22 protein-coding genes and 1 riboswitch are annotated in these 19,405 nt (G+C 71.7%); of the genes, 12 read left to right on the top strand and 10 right to left on the bottom strand.

The window, feature by feature from the left end; translation table 11 throughout:
* Window positions 1–16: 16 nt before the first annotated feature.
* Complete coding sequence (locus tag OO60_RS16105; RefSeq protein ID WP_033261592.1) at window positions 17–412, bottom strand: winged helix-turn-helix transcriptional regulator; 396 nt, start codon at window positions 410–412, stop codon at window positions 17–19.
* Window positions 413–503: 91 nt separating this feature from the next.
* Between OO60_RS16105 and OO60_RS16110 the strand changes: the two genes are divergently transcribed.
* Window positions 504–1,427: an NADP-dependent oxidoreductase gene (locus tag OO60_RS16110; RefSeq protein ID WP_003101716.1), complete on the top strand. Its 924-nt coding sequence runs from the start codon at window positions 504–506 to the stop codon at window positions 1,425–1,427.
* Here OO60_RS16110 and OO60_RS16115 read toward each other — a convergent pair.
* Entirely contained in the window at window positions 1,424–2,434 is a 1,011-nt protein-coding gene (locus OO60_RS16115; RefSeq protein WP_003101718.1) for a phosphatidylinositol-specific phospholipase C domain-containing protein, read from the bottom strand. The two genes, OO60_RS16110 and OO60_RS16115, sit on opposite strands and share 4 nt — an antisense overlap.
* 105 nt (window positions 2,435–2,539) lie before the next feature.
* On the opposite strand from OO60_RS16115, the gene thiD reads away from it, so the two are divergent.
* Both thiD and OO60_RS16125 read left to right on the top strand, forming a co-directional pair.
* The gene (gene thiD, locus OO60_RS16120; protein WP_003101720.1) at window positions 2,540–3,367 is read left to right on the top strand and encodes a bifunctional hydroxymethylpyrimidine kinase/phosphomethylpyrimidine kinase; all 828 of its coding nucleotides are present in this window, start codon (window positions 2,540–2,542) and stop codon (window positions 3,365–3,367) included.
* A gap of 59 nt (window positions 3,368–3,426) precedes the next feature.
* Window positions 3,427–4,230 (top strand): ion transporter, encoded by an 804-nt coding sequence (locus OO60_RS16125; RefSeq protein ID WP_003101722.1) that lies wholly within the window; start codon window positions 3,427–3,429, stop codon window positions 4,228–4,230.
* Here OO60_RS16125 and OO60_RS16130 read toward each other — a convergent pair.
* The 4 genes from OO60_RS16130 to thiO form a co-directional block, all read right to left on the bottom strand.
* Window positions 4,227–4,655, bottom strand: coding sequence for a MarR family winged helix-turn-helix transcriptional regulator (locus OO60_RS16130; protein ID WP_003101725.1), 429 nt, complete (start codon window positions 4,653–4,655; stop codon window positions 4,227–4,229). The genes OO60_RS16125 and OO60_RS16130 overlap by 4 nt on opposite strands.
* Window positions 4,656–4,739: 84 nt before the next feature.
* Window positions 4,740–5,498 (bottom strand): thiazole synthase, encoded by a 759-nt coding sequence (thiG, locus tag OO60_RS16135; RefSeq protein ID WP_003101729.1) that lies wholly within the window; start codon window positions 5,496–5,498, stop codon window positions 4,740–4,742.
* Between the two features lies 1 nt (window position 5,499).
* Entirely contained in the window at window positions 5,500–5,700 is a 201-nt protein-coding gene (gene thiS / locus OO60_RS16140; protein WP_003101731.1) for a sulfur carrier protein ThiS, read from the bottom strand.
* Entirely contained in the window at window positions 5,700–6,773 is a 1,074-nt protein-coding gene (gene thiO, locus OO60_RS16145) for a glycine oxidase ThiO (protein WP_033261593.1), read from the bottom strand. Before thiO ends, thiS begins: the two co-directional genes overlap by 1 nt.
* A riboswitch (TPP riboswitch) is annotated at window positions 6,767–6,872 on the bottom strand. Its footprint overlaps the gene before it by 7 nt.
* Before the next feature lie 31 nt (window positions 6,873–6,903).
* On the opposite strand from thiO, the gene thiE reads away from it, so the two are divergent.
* Window positions 6,904–7,563: a thiamine phosphate synthase gene (gene thiE, locus OO60_RS16150; RefSeq protein ID WP_003101734.1), complete on the top strand. Its 660-nt coding sequence runs from the start codon at window positions 6,904–6,906 to the stop codon at window positions 7,561–7,563.
* A 74-nt stretch (window positions 7,564–7,637) separates the two neighbouring features.
* Here thiE and OO60_RS16155 read toward each other — a convergent pair whose 3' ends face one another.
* A complete protein-coding gene (locus tag OO60_RS16155; protein ID WP_033261594.1) occupies window positions 7,638–8,372 on the bottom strand; it encodes a hypothetical protein in 735 nt (244 codons plus the stop codon).
* A gap of 147 nt (window positions 8,373–8,519) precedes the next feature.
* Here OO60_RS16155 and OO60_RS16160 point away from each other — a divergent pair, with 147 nt between their 5' ends.
* Window positions 8,520–9,470, top strand: a complete 951-nt coding sequence (locus OO60_RS16160; protein WP_033261595.1) for a threonine ammonia-lyase — start codon at window positions 8,520–8,522, stop codon at window positions 9,468–9,470.
* Window positions 9,471–9,573: 103 nt separating this feature from the next.
* On the opposite strand, the gene OO60_RS16165 is transcribed toward OO60_RS16160, so the two are convergent.
* Both OO60_RS16165 and OO60_RS16170 read right to left on the bottom strand, forming a co-directional pair.
* Window positions 9,574–11,094, bottom strand: a complete 1,521-nt coding sequence (locus tag OO60_RS16165) for an MFS transporter (protein ID WP_003071593.1) — start codon at window positions 11,092–11,094, stop codon at window positions 9,574–9,576.
* Window positions 11,095–11,187: 93 nt separating this feature from the next.
* On the bottom strand, window positions 11,188–11,943 hold the full coding sequence (locus OO60_RS16170) for a GntR family transcriptional regulator (RefSeq protein WP_003071595.1): 756 nt from the start codon (window positions 11,941–11,943) through the stop codon (window positions 11,188–11,190).
* Window positions 11,944–12,091: 148 nt separating this feature from the next.
* Here OO60_RS16170 and OO60_RS16175 point away from each other — a divergent pair, with 148 nt between their 5' ends.
* Both OO60_RS16175 and OO60_RS16180 read left to right on the top strand, forming a co-directional pair.
* Complete coding sequence (locus tag OO60_RS16175; protein ID WP_003071597.1) at window positions 12,092–13,138, top strand: SIS domain-containing protein; 1,047 nt, start codon at window positions 12,092–12,094, stop codon at window positions 13,136–13,138.
* A complete protein-coding gene (locus tag OO60_RS16180) occupies window positions 13,135–14,091 on the top strand; it encodes an N-acetylglucosamine kinase (RefSeq protein ID WP_003071600.1) in 957 nt (318 codons plus the stop codon). The genes OO60_RS16175 and OO60_RS16180 overlap by 4 nt, the downstream gene beginning before the upstream one ends.
* A gap of 110 nt (window positions 14,092–14,201) precedes the next feature.
* On the opposite strand, the gene OO60_RS16185 is transcribed toward OO60_RS16180, so the two are convergent.
* On the bottom strand, window positions 14,202–14,864 hold the full coding sequence (locus tag OO60_RS16185; protein WP_003071602.1) for a DUF3159 domain-containing protein: 663 nt from the start codon (window positions 14,862–14,864) through the stop codon (window positions 14,202–14,204).
* Window positions 14,865–15,144: 280 nt separating this feature from the next.
* Between OO60_RS16185 and OO60_RS16190 the strand changes: the two genes are divergently transcribed.
* The 5 genes from OO60_RS16190 (at window position 15,145) to OO60_RS16210 (ending at window position 19,139) form a co-directional block, all read left to right on the top strand.
* Entirely contained in the window at window positions 15,145–15,957 is an 813-nt protein-coding gene (locus tag OO60_RS16190) for an SGNH/GDSL hydrolase family protein (protein ID WP_003071604.1), read from the top strand.
* A 621-nt stretch (window positions 15,958–16,578) separates the two neighbouring features.
* Window positions 16,579–17,316, top strand: a complete 738-nt coding sequence (locus tag OO60_RS16195) for an OmpA family protein (protein ID WP_033261596.1) — start codon at window positions 16,579–16,581, stop codon at window positions 17,314–17,316.
* Window positions 17,317–17,329: 13 nt separating this feature from the next.
* Complete coding sequence (locus tag OO60_RS16200) at window positions 17,330–17,725, top strand: hypothetical protein (RefSeq protein ID WP_003071611.1); 396 nt, start codon at window positions 17,330–17,332, stop codon at window positions 17,723–17,725.
* Window positions 17,726–17,784: 59 nt separating this feature from the next.
* Window positions 17,785–18,261, top strand: coding sequence for a DUF6932 family protein (locus tag OO60_RS16205; protein WP_003071614.1), 477 nt, complete (start codon window positions 17,785–17,787; stop codon window positions 18,259–18,261).
* Window positions 18,258–19,139 carry a hypothetical protein gene (locus OO60_RS16210; RefSeq protein ID WP_003071616.1) on the top strand — a complete coding sequence of 294 codons (882 nt, stop codon included), beginning with the start codon at window positions 18,258–18,260 and terminating at the stop codon, window positions 19,137–19,139. Before OO60_RS16205 ends, OO60_RS16210 begins: the two co-directional genes overlap by 4 nt.
* Window positions 19,140–19,405 lie beyond the last annotated feature (266 nt).

The following is a 19,405-nucleotide window of genomic DNA, read 5'->3' on the forward strand; positions in this document are numbered from 1 at the left end:
AGCCGCGGCAGACCGGCTAGCGGACTGGTTGGAGTTCGCGGCCGTCGTACTCCTCGCGGGCCGTGCGGATGCGGCCGAAGTTCGCCTGGCTCCACGCGCTCAGCGCGATCAGGTGCGCGCCCACCTCCGCGCCCATCTCCGTCAGCGCGTACTCCACCGTCGGCGGCGTTGTCGGGTACACCGTGCGCGTCACGAAACCGTCGCGCTCCAGCTGGCGGAGGTTCTGGGTCAGCATCTTCTGGCTGATCCCGTCGACCGCGCGGCGCAGCTCGCCGAAGCGGTGCGGGCCGCGGGCCAGCGCGCCCAGCACCAGGGCCGTCCACTTGTTGGCCAGCAGGTCGAGCACGTCCCGGCACGGGCAGCTGCGCAGGTACACGTCCCAGGGTCCGCCCTGGTCACAGGTGGTATCCATCAGGTACCTACTTTACCAACTAGTGCCTTCTGGCGAAAAGTGACGAAGGACCCGAGGATGGAGGCCGCCCCGAACAGAAGGAGAGAAACCGATGCGCATCGTGACCCAGCAGGACCTCGGCGGGCCGGAGGTGCTCCGCGTCACCGAGGCCCCTCGTCCCGAACCCGGGCCGACGGAGGTCCTGGTGCGGGTGAAGGCCGCCGGGATCAACCCGGTCGACTGGAAGGTGCGGCGCGGCGGCGGGTTCCTCGGGAAGCCGCCGTTCACCGTCGGCTGGGACGTCGCCGGCGTCGTCGAACAGGCCGGGTTCGGCGCGACCGGCGTCGAGGAGGGCGACGAAGTCCTCGGCATGCCGTGGTTCCCGCGGCCGGCCAACGCCTACGCCGAGTACGTCACCGCGCCCTCGCGCCACTTCGTGCGCAAGCCCGCCGGACTGTCGTTCGCCGAGGCCGCCGCGCTTCCGCTCGCCGGGCTCACCGCGTGGCAGGGCCTGGTCGACGTCGCGAACGTCCGAAGTGGCCAGCGGGTGTTCGTCGACGCCGCCGCGGGCGGGGTCGGCCACCTCGCCGTGCAGATCGCCAAGGCGCGTGGCGCGCACGTGATCGGCACGGCCAGCGCCGGGAAGCACGAGTTCCTGCGCGAGCTCGGCGTCGACGAGCCGATCGACTACCACGACGAGACCGCCACGGCGTCCGATGTGGACGTCTACTTCGGACTCGTCGGCGAGGACAGCGACCTGCGCTGGCTGCCCGCGATCAAGGAGGGCGGCCTGCTGATCGGCGTGCCCAGCGGCGTCGGCGACCGCGTCGAAAAGGCCGCCGCCGAACGGGAAGTGCGGACCCGGCGGATCCTCGTGGAGCCCGACCACGGTGGGCTGACCGGCCTCGTCGAACTGATCGAAGCCGGTCAGCTGAAGGTCCGCGTCGAGCAGACCTTCCCGCTCGAAGACGTCGCCAAGGCGCACGAGCTCGGCGAATCGGGCCGCGTCTCCGGCAAGCTCGTGCTGACCGTCTAACCGCGGGCGAGCACCTGAGGCAGCACCGTCGTGAGCCCGGTCCAGTCCGAAGTGACCACCGACGCGTGCTGCTTCGCCAGGTCGGCGACGCGCTGGTTGGCCTGGTCGACCGTCGGGTTGTGGGCGTCGATGGCCGGTGCGACGTTCTGCCCGTCGGTCATCACGACGTAGTAGTGGTTGGCGTCGTACCACCACGGCCCGGTCTGGGTCACCCACGCGTTCGCGTCGCCGTCGAAGACGACGAACCACGGCTTGAGGTCGGCGGTGTACTTGTCCCGCGGGTCACCGCCGGCCGCGCCGTGCACGGTCGGGAAGATGTTCGCGTCGCCCAGCTTGCCCGCGTTCTTGAGACCGACCAGGTAGCGCGCGTACTCAACGTCGGTGTGCAGCGTGTCGGTCGGGTTCTGCTCCTCGACCGTGCCCGGGATGATCTCGGTGATCACCCGGCCCCGCAGCGCGTCCACGGACGGCCAGTTGTCCGCCTTGGCCGCGTCGTCGAGCGTGCCGTAGCTCCCCAGCAGCTCGGCCGGGCGGAAGGCGACACTGCCGAGGTGCGAGCGGAACGTCGCGTCCAGCTCGTCCGGGCCCATCCCGGTGTTGTCCGAGAAGCCGGTCTTCATCTCGATCTTGAGCGTGAGCGGCGTGTGCCCCGGGTGGGCGGCCAGCCAGATCCGGATGTCGTCGAGGCAGTACTCCAGGTTCTTGTTCTTGCCGCCGGAATACAGCTGCGACGCCGAAGTCGCGGCCACGCAGTTGTTGTTGTTCCCCAGCGGGTTCGAGTGGCTGACCTTCCACTCGTGGGTGAAGAAGTCCGGCCAGACGTCCAGCTCGATCAGCGACGACCCGGCGTCGAGCGCCTGGGCCAGATAGCCGTAGGCCGCCGGGTCGTAGGTGTTGTGCACGCCGACGGTCGTGACGTGGGACAGCTTGGGACTGTCGGCGTTGGCGGCGGTCGCCCCGGAGAGCGTGAGCGCGGCCGTGAGGAGTGCCACCGAGAAGAGCTTCATCCAGGCTCCTTCGAACGTGAGTAACGTTCACAATGTCTCACCGTGGTTGACTGTTGATGAAGCAAAAGAGGCTGATTGGCCTAGACCAGAAGTCGGGAAACCACCATGACGACGAGCCTTCCGACCGCGTTGACCATCGCCGGGTCGGACTCCGGCGGCGCCGCCGGGCTCCAGGCGGACCTGCGCACGTTCCTGACCTGCGGCGTGCACGGCCTGGTCGCGGTCACCGCCGTCACCGTCCAGAACACCCTCGGCGTGCACGACCGCGCCGACATGCCGCCGCACATCGTGGCCGGGCAGATCGAAGCCGTGGCGGCGGACATGGGCGTCGGCGCGGCGAAGACCGGCATGCTGGCGTCGGCGGAGATCATCCACGCCGTCGCGGCCGCGTGCGACAAGGCGGGAATCGGGCGCGACGAGCAGATCCCCTTCGTCGTCGACCCGGTCGCGGCGTCGATGCACGGCCACCCGCTGTTCGACGAGGCCGGCCTGCACGCCCTGCGCGACGAGCTGCTCCCGCGCGCGACGGTGCTGACGCCGAACCTCGACGAGGTCCGGCTGCTCACCGGGATGACCGTGACCGACCGCGAAGGCATGCACACCGCGGCCGTGGTGCTGCACCGGATGGGCCCGCGGTACGTCCTGGTCAAGAGCGGCCACCTGCAGGCCGACCCGGAGTGCGTGGACCTGCTCTTCGACGGCTCGACGTTCGTGGAGCTCCCCGGCAAGCGCTACTCGACCCCGCACACGCACGGCGCGGGCGACACGATGGCGTCGGCGCTCACCGCGGGCCTGGCCAAGGGCATGTCCGTGGTCGAGGCGGCCCGCTACGGCAAGTGGTTCGTCTCCCACGCGGTCGAGCACGCGTACCCGATGGGCGCGAAGGTCGGCCCGGTGTCGGCGTTCTGGCGGCTGGCTCCCGAGGAGCGCTGAGCACGCGTCCGGCTACCATCCCTGCGTTTACTGATCCTTGACCAACGCAGGGGGCGGCCTTGACCGGACGCGAGCGCGTGGCGAAGGTCCTCGAAGACCGCCGCTTCCAGAACTTCATCATCGCCGTGATCGTCTTCAACGCCGTCACCCTCGGCATGGAGACGTCCACGTCCCTCATGGACGGCTACGGCGGCCTGCTGCACGCGCTGGACCACATCGCGCTGGGCATCTTCGTCGCCGAGCTGCTGGCGAAGTTCTACGCCTACCGCGGCAGCTTCTTCCGCGACCACTGGAACATCTTCGACCTGCTGGTCGTCGGCATCGCGGTGATCCCGGCGACCGGGCCGTTCGCGGTGCTGCGGTCGCTGCGCGTGCTGCGGGTCCTGCGGCTGATCTCGGTTGTGCCGTCGATGCGGAAGGTCGTCTCCGGGCTGCTCGCCGCGATCCCCGGCATGGCGTCGATCGCCGCGCTGCTCGGGCTGATCATCTTCGTGGCCGGCGTGATGGCGACGAAGCTCTTCGGCACCATCGACCCCGGCGACTTCGGCGACCTCGGCACGTCGCTGTTCACGCTGTTCCAGGTGATGACCGGCGAGGCGTGGCCGGACATCGCGAAGACGATCATGGAACAGGCGCCGATGGCCTGGATCTTCTTCGTCGTCTACATCCTGGTGTCGAGCTTCGCGGTGCTGAACCTGTTCATCGCCGTCGTGGTCAGCGGCATGGAGGACGAGCTGCGCCAGGACATCCGCGAGGAGGAGGCGAAGCAGGCCGAAGCGCAGGCCGCGGCCAACCAGGAGATCCTCGACGAGCTCCGCGCGCTGCGAGCGGAGCTGGCCGAACTACGGCAGCGGGCGGCTTAATCGTCCGCGATCAGGGCTTCGAGGGCCGGGATCGCGGCTGTCAGAGCTTCGCGGTGCTCGGGCGAAAGCCGGTCGAGGCGGCGGTTCAGCTCCTGGACCCGCGTCGAGCGGACGCCGGAGACCAGCCGCTCGCCCTCTTCGGTCGCCTTCGCCAGCCACGCCCGGCGGTCGACCGGGTCGGACTCGCGGCTCACGTACCCGGCCTCGACCAGGGAAGCGATGATCCGCGACATGGTCGCCGCGGCCACGCCCTCCTTGGCCGCGAGGTCACCGAGCCGGAGCTGGCCCGCGTGCACCAGCGTCGCCAGCGCCGAGATGGCGCCGTGGCCCGGCCCCGGCACGCCGGCCTGCCGCAGTGACCGGGACAGCCTGCCCACGGCGAGGTACAACCTGCCCGAGACGTCCTGGACCGATGTGCTCGTCACGGCTGGCTCCTTCTGCCCTGTGCCCCGGAAATGCCGTCCACCTTACGGGCTCCCGGTGCACACTCGGCGTTAAGGCGCCCTGGTTCACCGGGGTGGACTCGACGCCTGAGCCCAGAAGCGCTGCGGCACCCGCCCGGCCTCCCGGGCCAGCCGTCCCGCGACGACTCCGGCCCGCATCGCCGCGGCCATCCGCTCCGGATCGGCCGCCCGCGTGACGGCCGTGGAGAGCAGGACGGCGGCGCAGCCGAGCTCCATCGCCAGTGTCGCGTCCGACGCCGTGCCGATTCCGGCGTCCAGGATCACCGGGACACCCGCCCGCGACACGATCAGCTCGATGTTGTGCGGATTCCGGATGCCGAGGCCGGTGCCAATCGGCGCGCCCAGCGGCATCACCGCGGCGCAGCCGGCCTCCTCCAGGCGCAGCGCGAGCACCGGGTCGTCGTTCGTGTAGGCGAACACGGTGAACCCGTCGGCGGCCAGCCGTTCGGCGGCGTCGAGGGTCTCGAACGGGTCCGGCAGCAGCGTCCGGTCGTCGGCGTGCACCTCGAGCTTGACCAGGTCGGTTTCGAGGGCCTCGCGGGCGAGCTGCGCGGTCAGCACGGCTTCGGCGGCCGTGCGGCAGCCCGCGGTGTTCGGCAGCAGCTCGATGCCGAGCCGTTTGAGCAGTTCGAGGACGCCGGAGCCGCCTTCGGCGTCGGCGCGGCGCATGGCGACGGTGGTCAGCTCGGTGCCGGAGGCCACCAGGGCGCGTTCCAGCACGGCGAGGTTGGCCGCGCCGCCGGTGCCGATGATCAGCCGGGACGTCAGCTTGGTCGTGCCGATGACCAGTGGTTCTGCGTCCATTTCAGCCTCCCTGGACCGCGGTGAGCACGTCGAGGACCGCCCCCTTGGGCACGGCGGTGGCCGCCCAGTCGGCGCGGCGGACGACGACGCCGTCGACCGCGACCGCGATCCCGGGTCGCTGCCCGCCGGTGGCGTCGAGGACGTCGGCGACGGTCGCGCCGTCCGGGAACGCCGTCCACTCGCCGTTGAGCTTGATCTCCATCACACGTGCTCCTTCTGGTGCAGGCGGGCGGGGGACGCGGCCGCGGTGCCCTCCGGCGGCTCGTCGCCGTCGAGCCAGGCGACCACGGCGTCCGCGGTCACCGGGGCCAGCAGCAGGCCGTTGCGGTGGTGCCCGGTCGCGGCGAAGACACCGCCGTCCAGGACGCCGAGGTACGGCAGCGCGTCCCGGCTGCCGGCCCGCAGACCCGCGGCGGTCTCGGTGAGCTCGTACTCGGTGATCGCCGGGAAGACGCGCTCGGCGCCTTCGAGCAGCTCGCGCACGCCTCGGGCGGTGACCGCCCGGTCGAACCCGGCCTCGTACTGGGTGGCGCCGAGAACGAGTTCGGAGTCGCCACGCGGCACGAGGTAGATCGGGCGGCCTTCGACGACGGCCCGCACGGTGTGCGCGGGCGGCGGCAGGCAGCCGCGGCGGGGCTTGAGCCGGAGGATCTCGCCCTTGAGCGGGCGGACGGCGTCGGCGAGCAGCGGGTGCAGCCGCCCGGTCCAGGCGCCCGCGGCGAGCACGACGGCTTCGGCGTCCGGCAGTTCTTCGACGTGCTCGCGGACGAACCGGACTCGGTGGCCGACGCAGGCGGCGTACAGCGCGTCGAGCAGTTTCCGGTTGTCCACGGCCAGGTCACCGGGCACGTGAAGTCCACTTCGGACAGAGCCGAGGCCGGGCTCGAGCCGCTTGGCCTCCCGGCCGGTGAGCCGCTCGGCCGCGCGGCCGAGGCCGTGCAGGTGCCCGACCAGGATGTCCAGGTGGCCGGCGTCGGCGCTGTCGAAGGCGACGACGAGCGTGCCGTGCGTGGCCAAGCCGGGGTCGAAGCCCGCTTCCGCGAGGTCACGGGCGAAGCCGGGCCAGCGCTTCAGCGACTCTTCACCGAGGCGGAGGACGTCCTCCTCGCCCGGCCACGCCTCCGTGACGGGCGCGAGCATGCCGCCGGCCAGCCAAGACGCCCCGCCGCGGGCGGGTTCGGGGTCGAAGAGGGTGACCGCGTGCCCTTTCGCGGCGGCACGCCACGCGGTGGACAGGCCGATCACGCCGCCGCCCACCACTGCCAGGTTCGTCATGGAATCACGCTCCCTGCGCCGGCATGACCCGGATCAGGTTCCACGGTCGGAGCGGCAGCTCCCTCTCAGCCCGTGCCTCGGGCTCCCGTGCGGACACAACCACCCTAACGCGTGAGCTACGGTCGCCGCTATGCCCGCCCTCTCCGGTGACAAGATCCGCGCCCGCCTCGACGCGGCGCGCCTGTACCTGTGCACGGACGCCCGCACGACCCGCGGCGACCTGGCCGCCTTCGCCGACGCGGCCCTCGCGGGCGGCGTCGACATCATCCAGCTGCGCGACAAGACCGGCGCCCTGGAGGCGGCCGGCGAGATCGCGGCGCTGGAGGTGCTGGCGGAGGCGTGCGCCCGCCACGGGGCGCTGCTGTCGGTGAACGACCGCGCCGACGTGGCGCTGGCGGTCGGGGCCGACGTGCTCCACCTGGGCCAGGACGACATCCCGGTGCCGCTGGCCCGCCGCATCCTGGGCGACGACGTGGTGATCGGCCGCTCGACGCACTCGCTGGACCAGGCGCTCGCCGCGGCCGCGGAGCCCGGCGTGGACTACTTCTGCACCGGCCCGTGCTGGCCGACGCCGACCAAGCCGGGCCGTCCCGCGCCGGGCCTGGACCTGGTGCGCGCGACGGCCGCCTGGGCGCCGGACAGGCCTTGGTTCGCGATCGGCGGCATCGACGGCGAGCGGCTGCCCTCGGTGCTGGAGGCGGGGGCGTCGCGGATCGTGGTGGTCCGGGCGATCACCGAGGCCGAGGACCCCGAGGCGGCCGCCCGCGAACTGCGGTCGCACCTGGCCTGAGTCACGGGCTCGCCGATGCCGCGAATGACTCATTCGGGACCTCGGACGTCCCGAATGAGTCATTCGCGACGTTGCTAGGGGGTCGGCGTCGGCGCGGCGCCCTTGCTGGTCGGCGGGGTCGCCGTCGTCGCCGGAGCCGAGGTCGACGGCTGCTCGGTGGTCGTGCTCGGGGTGGTCGTCGGGGTCTCGGACGACGTTGTCGGCGCGGTCGAGGTCGGCGTCGCGGTTGTCGGCGTCGGGGACACCTGCGTGTCGTTCGTGCTGGTCGGCGGGGTCGTCGACGGGGTCCTGTCCTCGTGGCCGGAGCCGCCGCCGAAGATCTTGCCCACGCTCGCGCCGGTGCCGCCCGCCACCTTGCCGCCGGTGGCCGCGTCCACCCCCACCATCGACAGGATCGCCACCGCGAACGCCACCACGCTCGTGCCGATGATCAACGGCCAGCGCAGCTTGCGCAGCCGGGATTCCGTCGCGGGTTTCGCCAGCTGGACCGTCGGCTGGTCCGTGATCGGCACCTCGGCCGGCACCGGCGACGGCTCCGCGTGCCCGCGCCGCCGGATGCCCGACGTCGCCAGCTGCCGCGCGCGTAGCGCCGCCGCGCGGGTGCGCTCCAGCGAGCGCAGGTACAGCTCGCTGCCGACCGTCGACACCACGCTCGCCACGCCGGCCCCGATCACCGTGCCCGCCACGCCCAGCGTCGAGCCGAGCAGCGCCGCGGTCACCGCCGCCAGCGCCGCCGCCAAGACCTGCGCGATCCGCAGGCCCGCCTTCTCTTCCTTCTTCTCGGAAGCCGCTGCGTTCTCCTTGCTCATGATCCCGATCTAGGTAGTCCGTGTTCTCCCCTGTCCAACGCGTAAGGCGCGTGAGGAACTCCCCACGTTGCCACGGCGTGAGGAGGACCACTTTGTCTGTCCATAATAGACACTCCGGACCGAACGTTTTCTTGACATACTCGGCACATGGAACTGGTGACGATCTCTGACATCGAGGCCGCCGCGAAGCGCGTCGCCGATGTCGCCGTGCGCACACCCCTGCTGCTCCAGACCTGGGATCCCCGCGGAACCCTGTGGCTCAAACCCGAAAACCTGCAACCGGTCGGGGCGTTCAAGGTGCGTGGCGCGTTCAACGCCATCGCCGCCCTCGACGACGCGGCTCGCGACCGCGGCGTCATCGCGTACTCCAGCGGCAACCACGCGCAGGCAGTCGCGTACGCCGCGCAGCGGTACGGCGTGCCCGCGGTGATCGTCGTGCCGGACGTGGCACCGCGGATCAAGGTCGAGGCCACCCGCTCCTACGGTGCGGAGGTCGTCGAGGTGCCGATCGGCGAGCACGAGGCCAAAGCGCACGAACTGGCCGCCGAACGCGGGCTGACCCTCGTCCCGCCGTTCGACCACGCGGCCATCATCGCCGGGCAGGGCACGGCGGGCTTGGAGATCGCCGAGGACCTGCCGGACGTCGACGTCGTGCTGGTCCCGATCAGCGGCGGCGGGCTGGCGGCCGGCGTCGGCACCGCGATCCGGGCCCGCTGCCCGCGGGCGCGGGTGATCGGCGTCGAACCCGCGGTCGCCGCGGACGTCGCCGACAGCCTCCGGCGCGGCGAGCTGGTCCGGTGGCCGCAGGCCGATCGGGCCCGCACGATCGCCGACGGCCTGCGCTCCCAGCCGTCCGAGCTGACCTTCGCCCACCTGCAAGAAGTCGTGGACCAGATGGTCACGGTCGCCGAGGACGAAATCCGCGAGGCGATGCGGGTGCTCGCCCGCAAGGCCCGGCTGGTCGCCGAGCCCAGCGGCGCGGTGACGACGGCGGCGTACCTCTTCCACGCCGAGGAGCTGCCGGCCGGGAAGACCGTCGCGCTCGTCTCGGGCGGCAACGCCGACCCGGCGCTGTTCGCCGAGATCCTCGCGGGCTGAGCAACCGCGGCCCGCGGTGTCGCGAATGACTCATTGGGGACCTCTGGCGTCCCGAATGAGTCATTCGCGGCATCGGTGCCGGGCCGGAGCGGAGGCGCTGGGGCTAGGAGCCGGCGACGGAGGAGCCTCGGCGGATGTGCGTCGGCGGGCCCTCGACGCCGCAGTGGTAGCACTCGCCCAGGTGGGGGCACTCGTCGTCGGGCTTGGCCTCGGCCGGCGGCGCCAGGACGCCGTTGTGGATGCCCAGCGCGATCAGCCCGCCCGCGATGGCCAGTGCCGCGCAGATGACCAGCGCCGTCCGCCAGCCCGCCGTCAGCGCCACCGGGTCGGCGTACGCCTCGCCGGTCAGCCCGGCCGCGGCGGGCAGCACCGCCACCGCCAGCAGGCCGCCCGATCGGGCGATGGCGTTGTTGACGCCGGACGCGACACCGGCGTAGCGGTCCGGGGCGGCGGCGAGCACCGTCGCGGTCACCGGCGCGACGACGGTCGCCAGGCCGAGCCCGAACACGACCACCGCGGGCAGCACCGTGCCGAGGTAGGACGCGCCGGGCGCGATGCGCAGCATCAGCAGCATCCCGACACCGACCACGATCGGCCCGGCCACCAGCTGCGTGCGCGGGCCGATGCGCTGCGCGAGCGCGCCGGAGCGGCCCGAGAGCAGCAGCATGATCACCGTCAGCGGCAGCCCGGCCAGCCCGGACGCGGTCGGCGAGTAGCCGAGCGACACCTGCAGCTGCATGACCAGCAGCATCATCACACCGCCGAGGGCCGCGTAGACCACGAACGTCAGCGCGTTCGAGAGGGTGAACGTGCGGTCGCGGAACAGCGACGGCGGCACGAGCGGCTCGCGCGAGCGGTGCTGGACGACGACGAACGCGGCCAGCCCCGCGATCCCCAGCAGGCCCGCGACCAGCACGATCGGGTCACCGGCGCCGCGGGCGGGCGCCTCCACCAGCGCGCCGGTGATCCCGGCGAGGCCCAGTGCGCCGAGGGCGGCGGCCCCGAAGTCCGGGTGCCCGGTGGCGTCCGGGTCGCGGGATTCGGGGACGAACTTCCGCGCCATCAGCACCACGGCCACCGCGATCGGCACGTTGATCAGGAACGCCAGCCGCCACGACCACACCTGCACGAGGAAGCCGCCGAGCAGCGGCCCGGCGGCGGCCGCGATGCCACCGAGGCCCGACCAGGCGCCGATCGCGCGGGCGCGCGCGTCGTGCGCGAAGGACGCCTGGAGGATCGCGAGCGACCCGGGCGTCAGGAGCGCGCCGCCGATGCCCTGCAGGATCCGCGTCGCGACGAGCATCTCGGTGGACTGCGCCGCGGCGCACAGCCCGGACGCGACGCCGAACCAGACGACGCCGATCAGGTACATCCGGCGACGGCCGTACCGGTCGCCGAGCGAGCCCGCGACCAGGATCAGCGCGGCGAGGGCCAGCAGGTAGCCGTCCAGGATCCACTGGAGCCCCGCGACGGAGGCGTTGAGCTCGGCGCCGATGCGGGGCAGGGCGACGTTGACGATGGTGCCGTCGAGCATCGCCATGCCGGACCCGAGGATCGTGGTGGCGAGCACGCCGCGGGCGGCGCCGGTGCCCCAGCGGATCCCGGTGTCTTCGGTGGCAGTCACCCGGCCACTTCACCTTGACCGCAGCACCCCGTCAACCCCGGCCGGTCGTGAGTGAGAAACAGTGTTCTAACACTGTTTCTCACTCACGAGGGCTTACGGGAGGAGCGTCGTCACGAACTTGTAGCGGTCGCCGCGGTAGACCGAGCGGGCGAACTCGACCGGCTTGCCGTCGGTGGCGAACGAGTGCCGGGTCAGCATCAGCACCGGCATGCCGACGTCCGCGCCGAGCATCTCCGCTTCCTGCGGCCCCGCCAGCGACGTCTCGATCGTCTCCTCCGCGCGCTCGAGTTCGACGCCGTAGTGCTCGCGTAGAACGGCGTACAACGAACCGCCGGCCGAGACGTGCTTGCGCAGCCCGCGGAACCGGCCGAGCGGGAGGTGCGTCGTCTCGAGCGCCATCGGCTGCGAGTCCGCCAGTCGAAGGCGTCGAAGGCGAAGGATTTTCGCGCCGGTCCGGATTCCGAGCAGCTTCGCGAGGTCGCCCTCGACCGGCATTTCCTCGACTTCCAACAGTTTCGACGACGGCTTCAGGCCCTGCTTGCGCATGTCCTCGGTGTAGGAGGACAGCTGGAGCCGCTGCGCGAGCTTCGGCTCGGCCGCGAAGGTGCCTTTGCCCTGCACGCGGTGCAGGCGGCCCTCGGCGGTCAGGTCGGCCAGCGCCTGGCGCACGGTGGTGCGGGAGACCGTGAACTCCCCGGCGAGCGCGCGTTCGGTCGGGATCGGCGACCCCGGCGGCAGCACGTCCAGGAGATCGAGGAGGTGCTGTTTCAACGCCCAGTACTTGGGCTCGCGCTGCCCGCGCATCCCGGCGACGGCGGCTGCCTCGCCCGTGGTGGTGGTCTCCAACATGCCCGGCTCCCTATGCCTTCCCTCATCGCACGCCACGTCCCCGTAAGAAACGTACCCTTTTCCCCAAACGCGCCGCCCCTATAACATTGGTCTAGACCTGACCGACGCCGCCTGAGTCCGGTACATAATGCCGGAGGTGGAGAGGAAAATGATGACCGAACAACGGCCCGGCGAGCACATGGCCGCGGAGATCGCCCAGCAGCCGGACGTCCTGGCCGGACTGGTGGCGCGTCAGGCGGAAATCGCCGAAGTGGCGGAAAAGATCTCACAACGCCCGCCGCGGTTCGCGTTGCTCGCGGCGCGTGGATCGAGCGACCACGCAGCGTTGTACGCGAAGTACCTGATCGAGGTACTCCTCGGCCTTCCGGCCGGTTTGGTATCCCCGTCCACGGCCACGCTGTACGGCGCTCGGCCGGATCTGCGGGACGTGCTGTTCGTCACGGTGAGCCAGAGCGGCGGCTCCCCTGACCTGATCGAGGTCACCGAGACGGCGCGCCGCCAGGGCGCGCTGACGGTGTCGGTCACCAACACGCCGGACTCGCCGCTGCGGGCGGCGTCCGAGCTGGGTGTGGACATCGGCGCGGGTGTCGAGAAGGCCGTCGCGGCCACCAAGACGTACTCCGCGACGCTGATGGCGCTGTACCTGCTGATCGACGCGGTGCGCGGCGGCAAGGCGGCCGACGCCGAGAAGATCGGCGAGCTGGCGCAGCAGACCCTGGACGGCGCCGCCGAGGGCGTGCAGCGCGCGGTCGACCGGTACCGGTTCGTGAACCGGGTGCTCACCGCCGCCCGGGGCTACTCGTACGCGACCGCGCTGGAGGCGTCGCTCAAGCTCGCCGAGACGAGCTACCTCGCGGCCCGCGCGTACAGCGGCGCCGACCTCCTCCACGGCCCGGTCGCGGCGGTCGACGACCAGACCGCGGTCCTCGCGGTGACCAGTGCCGGGCACGGCGCCGAGGCGATGCGCGAGGTGATCGACGCCGTCGGCAAGCGCGGCGCGGACGTCGTCGCGGTCGGTTCGGCGTCGGCGGAGACCCCGGCGGCGCTGCGCATCGACGTGCCGCAGACCGTCGAGGAGCTGGCGCCGATCCTGGAGATCCTGCCGATCCAGCGGATCGCGCTCGGCCTGTCGCTGGCCCGCGGCGGCGACCCGGACAGCCCGCGCGGCCTGCTGAAGGTGACCAAGACCCGGTGAGCTTCGCGGTGGGCGTCGACGCCGGCGGCACGTCGACCAGGGCCGCCCTGGTCGACGCCGCCGGCGCGGTGCTGGGCGTCGGGCGCGGCGAAGGCGCCAACCCGAACGCGCACGCACCGGAGGTCGCCGCGGGCCGGATCGCCGGCGCGATCTCCGCGGCGCTCGGCGCCTGCGACCCGGGTGCCGTGCGGGCGTGCGTCGTCGGCATGGCCGGGGTCAGCAAGCTGAGCGATCCGGACGTGGCCGCGGTCTTCGACGCGGCGTGGACGCGAATCGGTCTCACGTGTGCCGTCCGGACGGTCGCCGACGCCGAAGTGGCGTACGCGTCGGCGACCTCGGCGCCGGACGGGACGGTCCTCGTCGCCGGCACCGGTTCGATCGCGGGCCGGATCCGGAAACGGCGGCTCGCGGGAACCACCGGCGGCTACGGCTGGCTGCTCGGCGACGAGGGATCCGCGTTCTGGCTCGGCCGCGAGGCCGTTCGTTCCACTTTGGAGGCACTCGGCCGCGGGCGGCCGCTCGACGGACTCCCGTCGGCGGTGCTCGCCGCCGCGCTCGGACCGTCCGGTTTGGACGTCCGGACCGACACCGGCAGGCTCGCCGCATCGCGGGCGTTGATCACGGCCGCCAACGCCGAGGCGCCGGTGCGGCTCGCCCGGTTCGCCCCGTTGGTGAGCGCGGCGCACGACGCGGGGGAGCCCGCGGCCCGGGAGATCGTCACCCGTGCGGCCGATCTCCTGGTGGCGAACGCGCTCGCGGCGCGCGAGCCCGGCGAGTCGACCCCGGTCGTGCTCGTCGGCTCGGTGCTCACCGGAGCGAGCCCGGTCGGCGCACTCGTCCGCCGCCGTCTGGCCGAGCTCGAGGTGCTGACCAGCTCCGATGGTGTGCTCGGGGCGGCCTGGCTGGCCGCCGTCGACGCCTTCGGCGAGGGGACTCCGCGCCCACCGGCGTAAGGATCTCGAGCAAAAAGCGGCGCAAAGCCGCGAAAACGTCGACTGAACCCGGGTAGTCCGGGTACCGTAGGCAGTGGCCCCCGGACCCTCCCCCCTCGCCGGGGGCCGCCTTATGCCCCGGGTACGTCGTCCGAGCGGGTTTCGGGGGCCAGGCGCAGCCCGGGGTGCTCCGGCGGCAACGCCCGGTAGAGCACCCAGCCACTCACCGCGACGGTCAGCGCGACCAGCGGCCACGAGAGCACCGTGCGGGCGACGCCGAGCGCGATCACCTGGCCGGACCACCACAGCAGGCCGTAGACGACCACGCGCAGCGTGTACTGGCCGAAGACCCAGACCCAGCTGGCCCGCGAGTACGCCTTCAGCAGCGCGGGGTCGCGGCGCCAGCGCGTCTTCTGGCCCAGCACGAGCCCGACGACGACGCCGAGCAGCGGCCAGCGCACGACGATGCTGGCCGCCCACAGCAGCGCGCTGGCCACATTGGACATCAGCTGCAGCAGGAAGAAGTCCTGCGCGCGCCCGGTGTGCAGCGCGATCAGCGCGGCCGCGACGACGGCGGCCAGGCTGACGACCAGCGCGCGCACCTTGCCGCCCCGGACGATCCGGTAGATCCCGAGCGCGACGGCGACCGCGATGGCGGCACCGGCACCCCAGGCGACGGACTGCCCGGCCGCGAGCCAGCCGGCGACGAAGCCGACGGGCGGGATGCTGGCGTCGAGGGCGCCCCGGCGGCCACCGAGGATCTGCGCGAGCGACTCACGGGGTTCTCCGGACACGTGTCCAGCCTGCCGGATGCCGTGCGGGACGCCCCGGCCAGGGAGATTTTCGCCACATCGGGGCCCCTGTTTGTGTCCGAGTGTGCTGTTTCACGGCATGCCGAAGGTGAAGACTACGTAATAGAGAGGCGGAGAAGGCCGACAAGATAAGACACTGTTACCGCTGGCTGAACACCCGCGGTGGCGGCGGGGGTGGCACCCCGATGCTTAGTTGAGGTGTACAACTACATGTCGGGGTGTGTCGGTCGCAGGATCTCGCAGGATGGGAAGGGGACCCAACGTGTACGGATTCGACAGCTATGTAGCCCTCGGTGACAGCTTCACCGAGGGGCTCAACGACGCCCTGCCGGACGGGTCCTTCCGCGGCTGGGCCGACCGGCTCGCGGAGCTGCTGGCGGGCGGCGAGCCGGACTTCCGGTACGCGAACCTGTCCCTGCGCGGCAAGATGCTCGACGAGATCATGGACGAGCAGCTCCCGATCGCGTTGGAGCTGAAGCCGGACCTGGTGACGCTGTGCGCGGGCGGCAACGACATCATCGTCCCGGGCGCGGACGTCGACGCGGTCGCGCAGCGCCTGGAGGAGGGCGTGGCGAAGCTGCGCGAGGCGGGCATCCCGGTCCTGATGTTCAACGGCCCGGACACGAAGGCGCTTTCGGTGATGTCGGTGCTGCGCGGCAAGGTGGCGATCTACAACACGCACCTGTGGGCGATCGCGGAGCGCTACGGAGCGCGGATGGTCGATCTGTGGACGATGGGTCCGCTGCACGACCGCCGGGCGTGGAGCGACGACCGGCTGCACTTCTCACCGGATGCTCACCGACGGATCGCGTTGAAGTCGGCGGAGGTGCTGGGGATCCCGGTGGAGGGGGATTGGCGCGAGCCGTGGCCGTCGGAGGCGGTGCCTTCGCGGTGGCTCGAGTCGCGGCGGTCCGATCTGACGTGGACGAAAGTGCACCTGTTGCCTTGGATCCGGCGGCAGATTCGCGGGGAGTCCATGGGGGACGGGTTGTCGCCGAAGCGGCCGAAGCTGGCGCCGTTGGTGCCGTTGGATGTGCTTGAGGTTCCGGATAAGGCTCAGCAGCAGGCCAGCTGAGGGGTTTGGTCGCGGTTTCGGCTTGGGGCTTTGGGTCGGGGCTTTGGCTCGGCGGGATCGCGGCTTTGCGGGCCCCTTCGCTTGGCGCGGTCCTTGCTTGGGTGGGCTTGGACCCGGGAGCTTCCGCGCAGCGGCATCCGCGCAGCGGCATCCGCGCAGCGGCATCCGCGCAGCGGCATCCGCGCAGCGGCATCCGCGCAGCGGGCTCGCCCGATGGAGGCAGTCGACCTGAGAACACCTGCGCGCCACCACCCGGCCGCGCCGACCACCTCGCCCAAGCGGTGGAGCTTCAGAGCCGCTCAGGTGAAGCCGGGATCCGCCCCGGCCGCCGACCACCCCGATCCCCAGCGAGCTGAGCGCAGCTTCGAAGCAGCCAGACAAACCCGCAACCGGCCAAGGCCCGCCACCCGCGAACCCCGCAACCCCCGCCCCACCGCCCGATGCCGCGCGAAGGCTCGGGCTGCGCCCCCGGTATCCACCCTACCCACCACCCCCGACACAAAGTGCCCACCCGATCACAACCCCACGAGTTGTCCACATGTCGACTTACCTGGGGACAACTTGTGGATCGCCACCCGGATTCAGGTCGCCAACCCGTCCGGCCCGGCTTACAGTCCCCTTATGTCCGGTGGTCGGCGGTGGATCCTCGGGGTCCTCATCGCGGTGCTGGTCACCGCGCTGCTCGGGGGCGTCGCCACCTGGACTCAGGCCGGGAGCATGGAACGCGATCTCACCGCGCGGGCGCAGACCGCGCTCTTCGAAGCCGGGTTGCCCACCGGGGATGTGCGGTTCGACGGGCGTGATGCCACCCTCAGCGGGTTTCCGCCCGACCAAGCCCTGCGCGCGCTCGAAGTCGTGCAGGGTGTCGATGGGGTGCGGGCCGCCAAGGTCAACGGGGATGTGACCCCTCTTGCGCCGAGCACCAGTGCGAGCCCGCCGCCACCGCCCAGCACCACGACCAGCTCGCCGCCTCCGACCACCACCACTACCGCGCCGCCGCCCACCGACAAGGCCGGGGTTCAAGCCGAAATCGATCGGATGCTCACCGAGGCTCCCATCAGCTTCGAACCGGACTCCGCCCAGCTCACCGCCGATGGGAGCCAGGCCGCGCGCAGCATCGCGATCGCCCTCGCGAAGGCGCCCGCCGGGTTCCGGTACCGCGTCACCGGGCACGTTGCGCGGGGGCCCGGTGGGGAAAGCGCCGCCCTCAAGCTCTCGCGGGACCGCGCCCGGGCCGTTGCGCGGATCCTCACCGGCAACGGGCTGGCCGTCAGCCGGGTCACCTACCGGGGGCTGGGCGACACCCGGCCGGCCACCGGCGGGGAAGAAGACCGGCGCGTCGAAATCACAGTCGTCTAAGGGGTGATGGCAGATGGTGTGGCTGTTCGGGCAGATCTGGCTGTGGCTGGTCGTCGCCTTCGCCCTCGGTGCGCTCACCTCGTGGCTGCTCCAGCGCGCCGCCCAGCGGCCGCGGCCGGTACCCCGGGTCGAACCCGAACCCGAACCCGAGCCGCCGTACGAACCGCCGCCGCCCCTGTCGGCCGAGCAAACCCAGTTCATCCCCGCCGCCTGGGCGCAGCACCCGCCGGAGCAGCGGCCGCCCGCCGCCGACGAGCCCGAGCCCGTCGGGCACCGCGAGGGGCACCTTCCGCTGCCTCCGCAGCGCGGGGCCGACGCCGAAGACTGGCCCACCGAGGACGAACCGGCCTGGCCCGAGTCCGAAGAGGCCACCCCGCGGTGGCCGCACCAGCCTGGGCGCGGTGGCTGACACCCATCCTGGTAAGTTCGGCTACGCACTGTGAGCGCGAAGGCTGAGAAGGGGGTGGCGTGGCGCTCCCCCATTGGACGGCGCAGCAGGTCCTGCCGCCGGGCCGGCACGCGTGCGACCTCGCCGACGTCTACGAACGCCTGGTCTTCGACGCCCCGCACCAGAACGAGCGCGAGATCCTGTTCAGCGCGCTCAACAGCTACCTCGGCGTCGCCCGGCGGATCATCCCGTCCGGCCGCGCCTGGATCGGCGGCGAGCTCGTCACGCGCACCGCGCACCCGCCGCAAGGTCTCGACGTCGTCCTCATCCCGGACGAGTGGGGCGCGCTCAAGCGGCTCGACGACGCCGGCCGGTCCGCGCTCTACGGCCTGCTCACCCTCCGCGGCGTGATCGTCGGGCAGCCGGCGATGTACCTCGACCAGGTGCAGCCGGTCGGGGGCATGCTGGACGGCTTCCTGTGCCGCCCCGGCGACGAGGACGTGTGGGCCGAGGTCTGGGCCGAAGGCGGCAGGGGCTACCCGGAGATGATCTGGTGAGGAACGAGTTCCGGCGCATCGCCGACGAGATCCCGGGCGGCACGTGGCTCGACGACCTGGCCCGCGCCTCGGCGATGGCGGCCAACGCGAAGTTCGAGCGGACGTCCCGGTCGCCGCTGCTGCACGTCTCGGTGATCGGCGAGCAGACCATCGACGCCTACACCTTCTCCGACATCAGCCGCGCGCTGCAGGACGCGACCGCGAAGATCGGTCATATCATCCGGAACCCCTCCGGCGAGGTCACCCAGGTCCAGCAGACCGACCGGGACAAGGCGCCGCTGATCCAGCGCGGCCAGGCCGGCAACGCCATCTTCTTCGGCTTCCCCGAGCCGGTGGCCGACGACGCCCTGATCGTCGACGGCATCGAGACGCTGTCCGAGCGCGCGGTCAAGGAGCTGTGCGACTTCCTGCCGGCGAACGGCTCGGACGACGGCGCACTCGACGCCGTGCTGCTGCAGCGCGACACCGTCCGCAACGCGGTGAGCGACATCGTCAACGCCGTCGCCAAGAACGCGGGCATCGGGATGGCGCTGACCCCGACCGCCGGCGAGCAGGTCACCCGCAGCATGACCACCGAGCAGGCCCGGATCCTGCAGGGCAGCCTCCGCGAGTCCCGCGAAGAGGTCGGCTACGAGACCGTCCGCGGGCGGCTCGACGGCGTCCGCACCCGGCGGCGGATCTTCTACCTCGACCGCGAGTCGGGCGGCACGATCCAGGGCGCGGTGGCCCCGGACCTGCTCGACCAGATCAAGGAGAACCTCGACCGCCCGGTGACCGCCCGGTTGCGCGTCGTGCGCACGACGACGATCGACGGCCGCCGCGGCCGGCCCGTCTTCGAGCTGCTCGAAATCACCCCGGAAGTCAGCCTTTTCGACTGAGAAGTCCGGTCTGCGACTTTCGTCTTGAACGCTGTGACCTACGGACGTCGTAGGCCTCACAGTGGTGCCGGGAGGTCTGTCCGGTATTTACGATACCCGCTGCGAGGTCGCAAAAGGCCGTGCCGAACAGTGGGACCTCCGATATTCGTCCCATTGATCATCGGGTCACACCCTGCCCACGATGTCAGGAAATATCGATACCTGGCCCGAAATGGTGGGACAATGACTTTTTCCAGAATGTAACAATTTCGTTCGGGGCCACACTT

The sequence above is a fragment of the Amycolatopsis vancoresmycina genome, from assembly GCF_000716785.1.
Classification (GTDB): Bacteria; Actinomycetota; Actinomycetes; order Mycobacteriales; family Pseudonocardiaceae; genus Amycolatopsis; species Amycolatopsis vancoresmycina.

Excerpts from the sequence above, each read along its gene's own strand:
- OO60_RS16105 (WP_033261592.1), bottom strand. The coding sequence starts at position 412 with ATGGATACCACCTGTGACCAGGGCGGACCCTGGGACGTGTACCTGCGC.
- OO60_RS16110 (WP_003101716.1), top strand. The coding sequence starts at position 504 with ATGCGCATCGTGACCCAGCAGGACCTCGGCGGGCCGGAGGTGCTCCGC.
- OO60_RS16115 (WP_003101718.1), bottom strand. The coding sequence starts at position 2,434 with ATGAAGCTCTTCTCGGTGGCACTCCTCACGGCCGCGCTCACGCTCTCC.
- thiD (WP_003101720.1), top strand. The coding sequence starts at position 2,540 with ATGACGACGAGCCTTCCGACCGCGTTGACCATCGCCGGGTCGGACTCC.
- thiG (WP_003101729.1), bottom strand. The coding sequence starts at position 5,498 with ATGGACGCAGAACCACTGGTCATCGGCACGACCAAGCTGACGTCCCGG.
- thiS (WP_003101731.1), bottom strand. The coding sequence starts at position 5,700 with ATGGAGATCAAGCTCAACGGCGAGTGGACGGCGTTCCCGGACGGCGCG.
- thiO (WP_033261593.1), bottom strand. The coding sequence starts at position 6,773 with ATGACGAACCTGGCAGTGGTGGGCGGCGGCGTGATCGGCCTGTCCACC.
- thiE (WP_003101734.1), top strand. The coding sequence starts at position 6,904 with ATGCCCGCCCTCTCCGGTGACAAGATCCGCGCCCGCCTCGACGCGGCG.
- OO60_RS16155 (WP_033261594.1), bottom strand. The coding sequence starts at position 8,372 with ATGAGCAAGGAGAACGCAGCGGCTTCCGAGAAGAAGGAAGAGAAGGCG.
- OO60_RS16160 (WP_033261595.1), top strand. The coding sequence starts at position 8,520 with ATGGAACTGGTGACGATCTCTGACATCGAGGCCGCCGCGAAGCGCGTC.
- OO60_RS16170 (WP_003071595.1), bottom strand. The coding sequence starts at position 11,943 with ATGTTGGAGACCACCACCACGGGCGAGGCAGCCGCCGTCGCCGGGATG.
- OO60_RS16175 (WP_003071597.1), top strand. The coding sequence starts at position 12,092 with ATGATGACCGAACAACGGCCCGGCGAGCACATGGCCGCGGAGATCGCC.
- OO60_RS16195 (WP_033261596.1), top strand. The coding sequence starts at position 16,579 with ATGTCCGGTGGTCGGCGGTGGATCCTCGGGGTCCTCATCGCGGTGCTG.
- OO60_RS16200 (WP_003071611.1), top strand. The coding sequence starts at position 17,330 with ATGGTGTGGCTGTTCGGGCAGATCTGGCTGTGGCTGGTCGTCGCCTTC.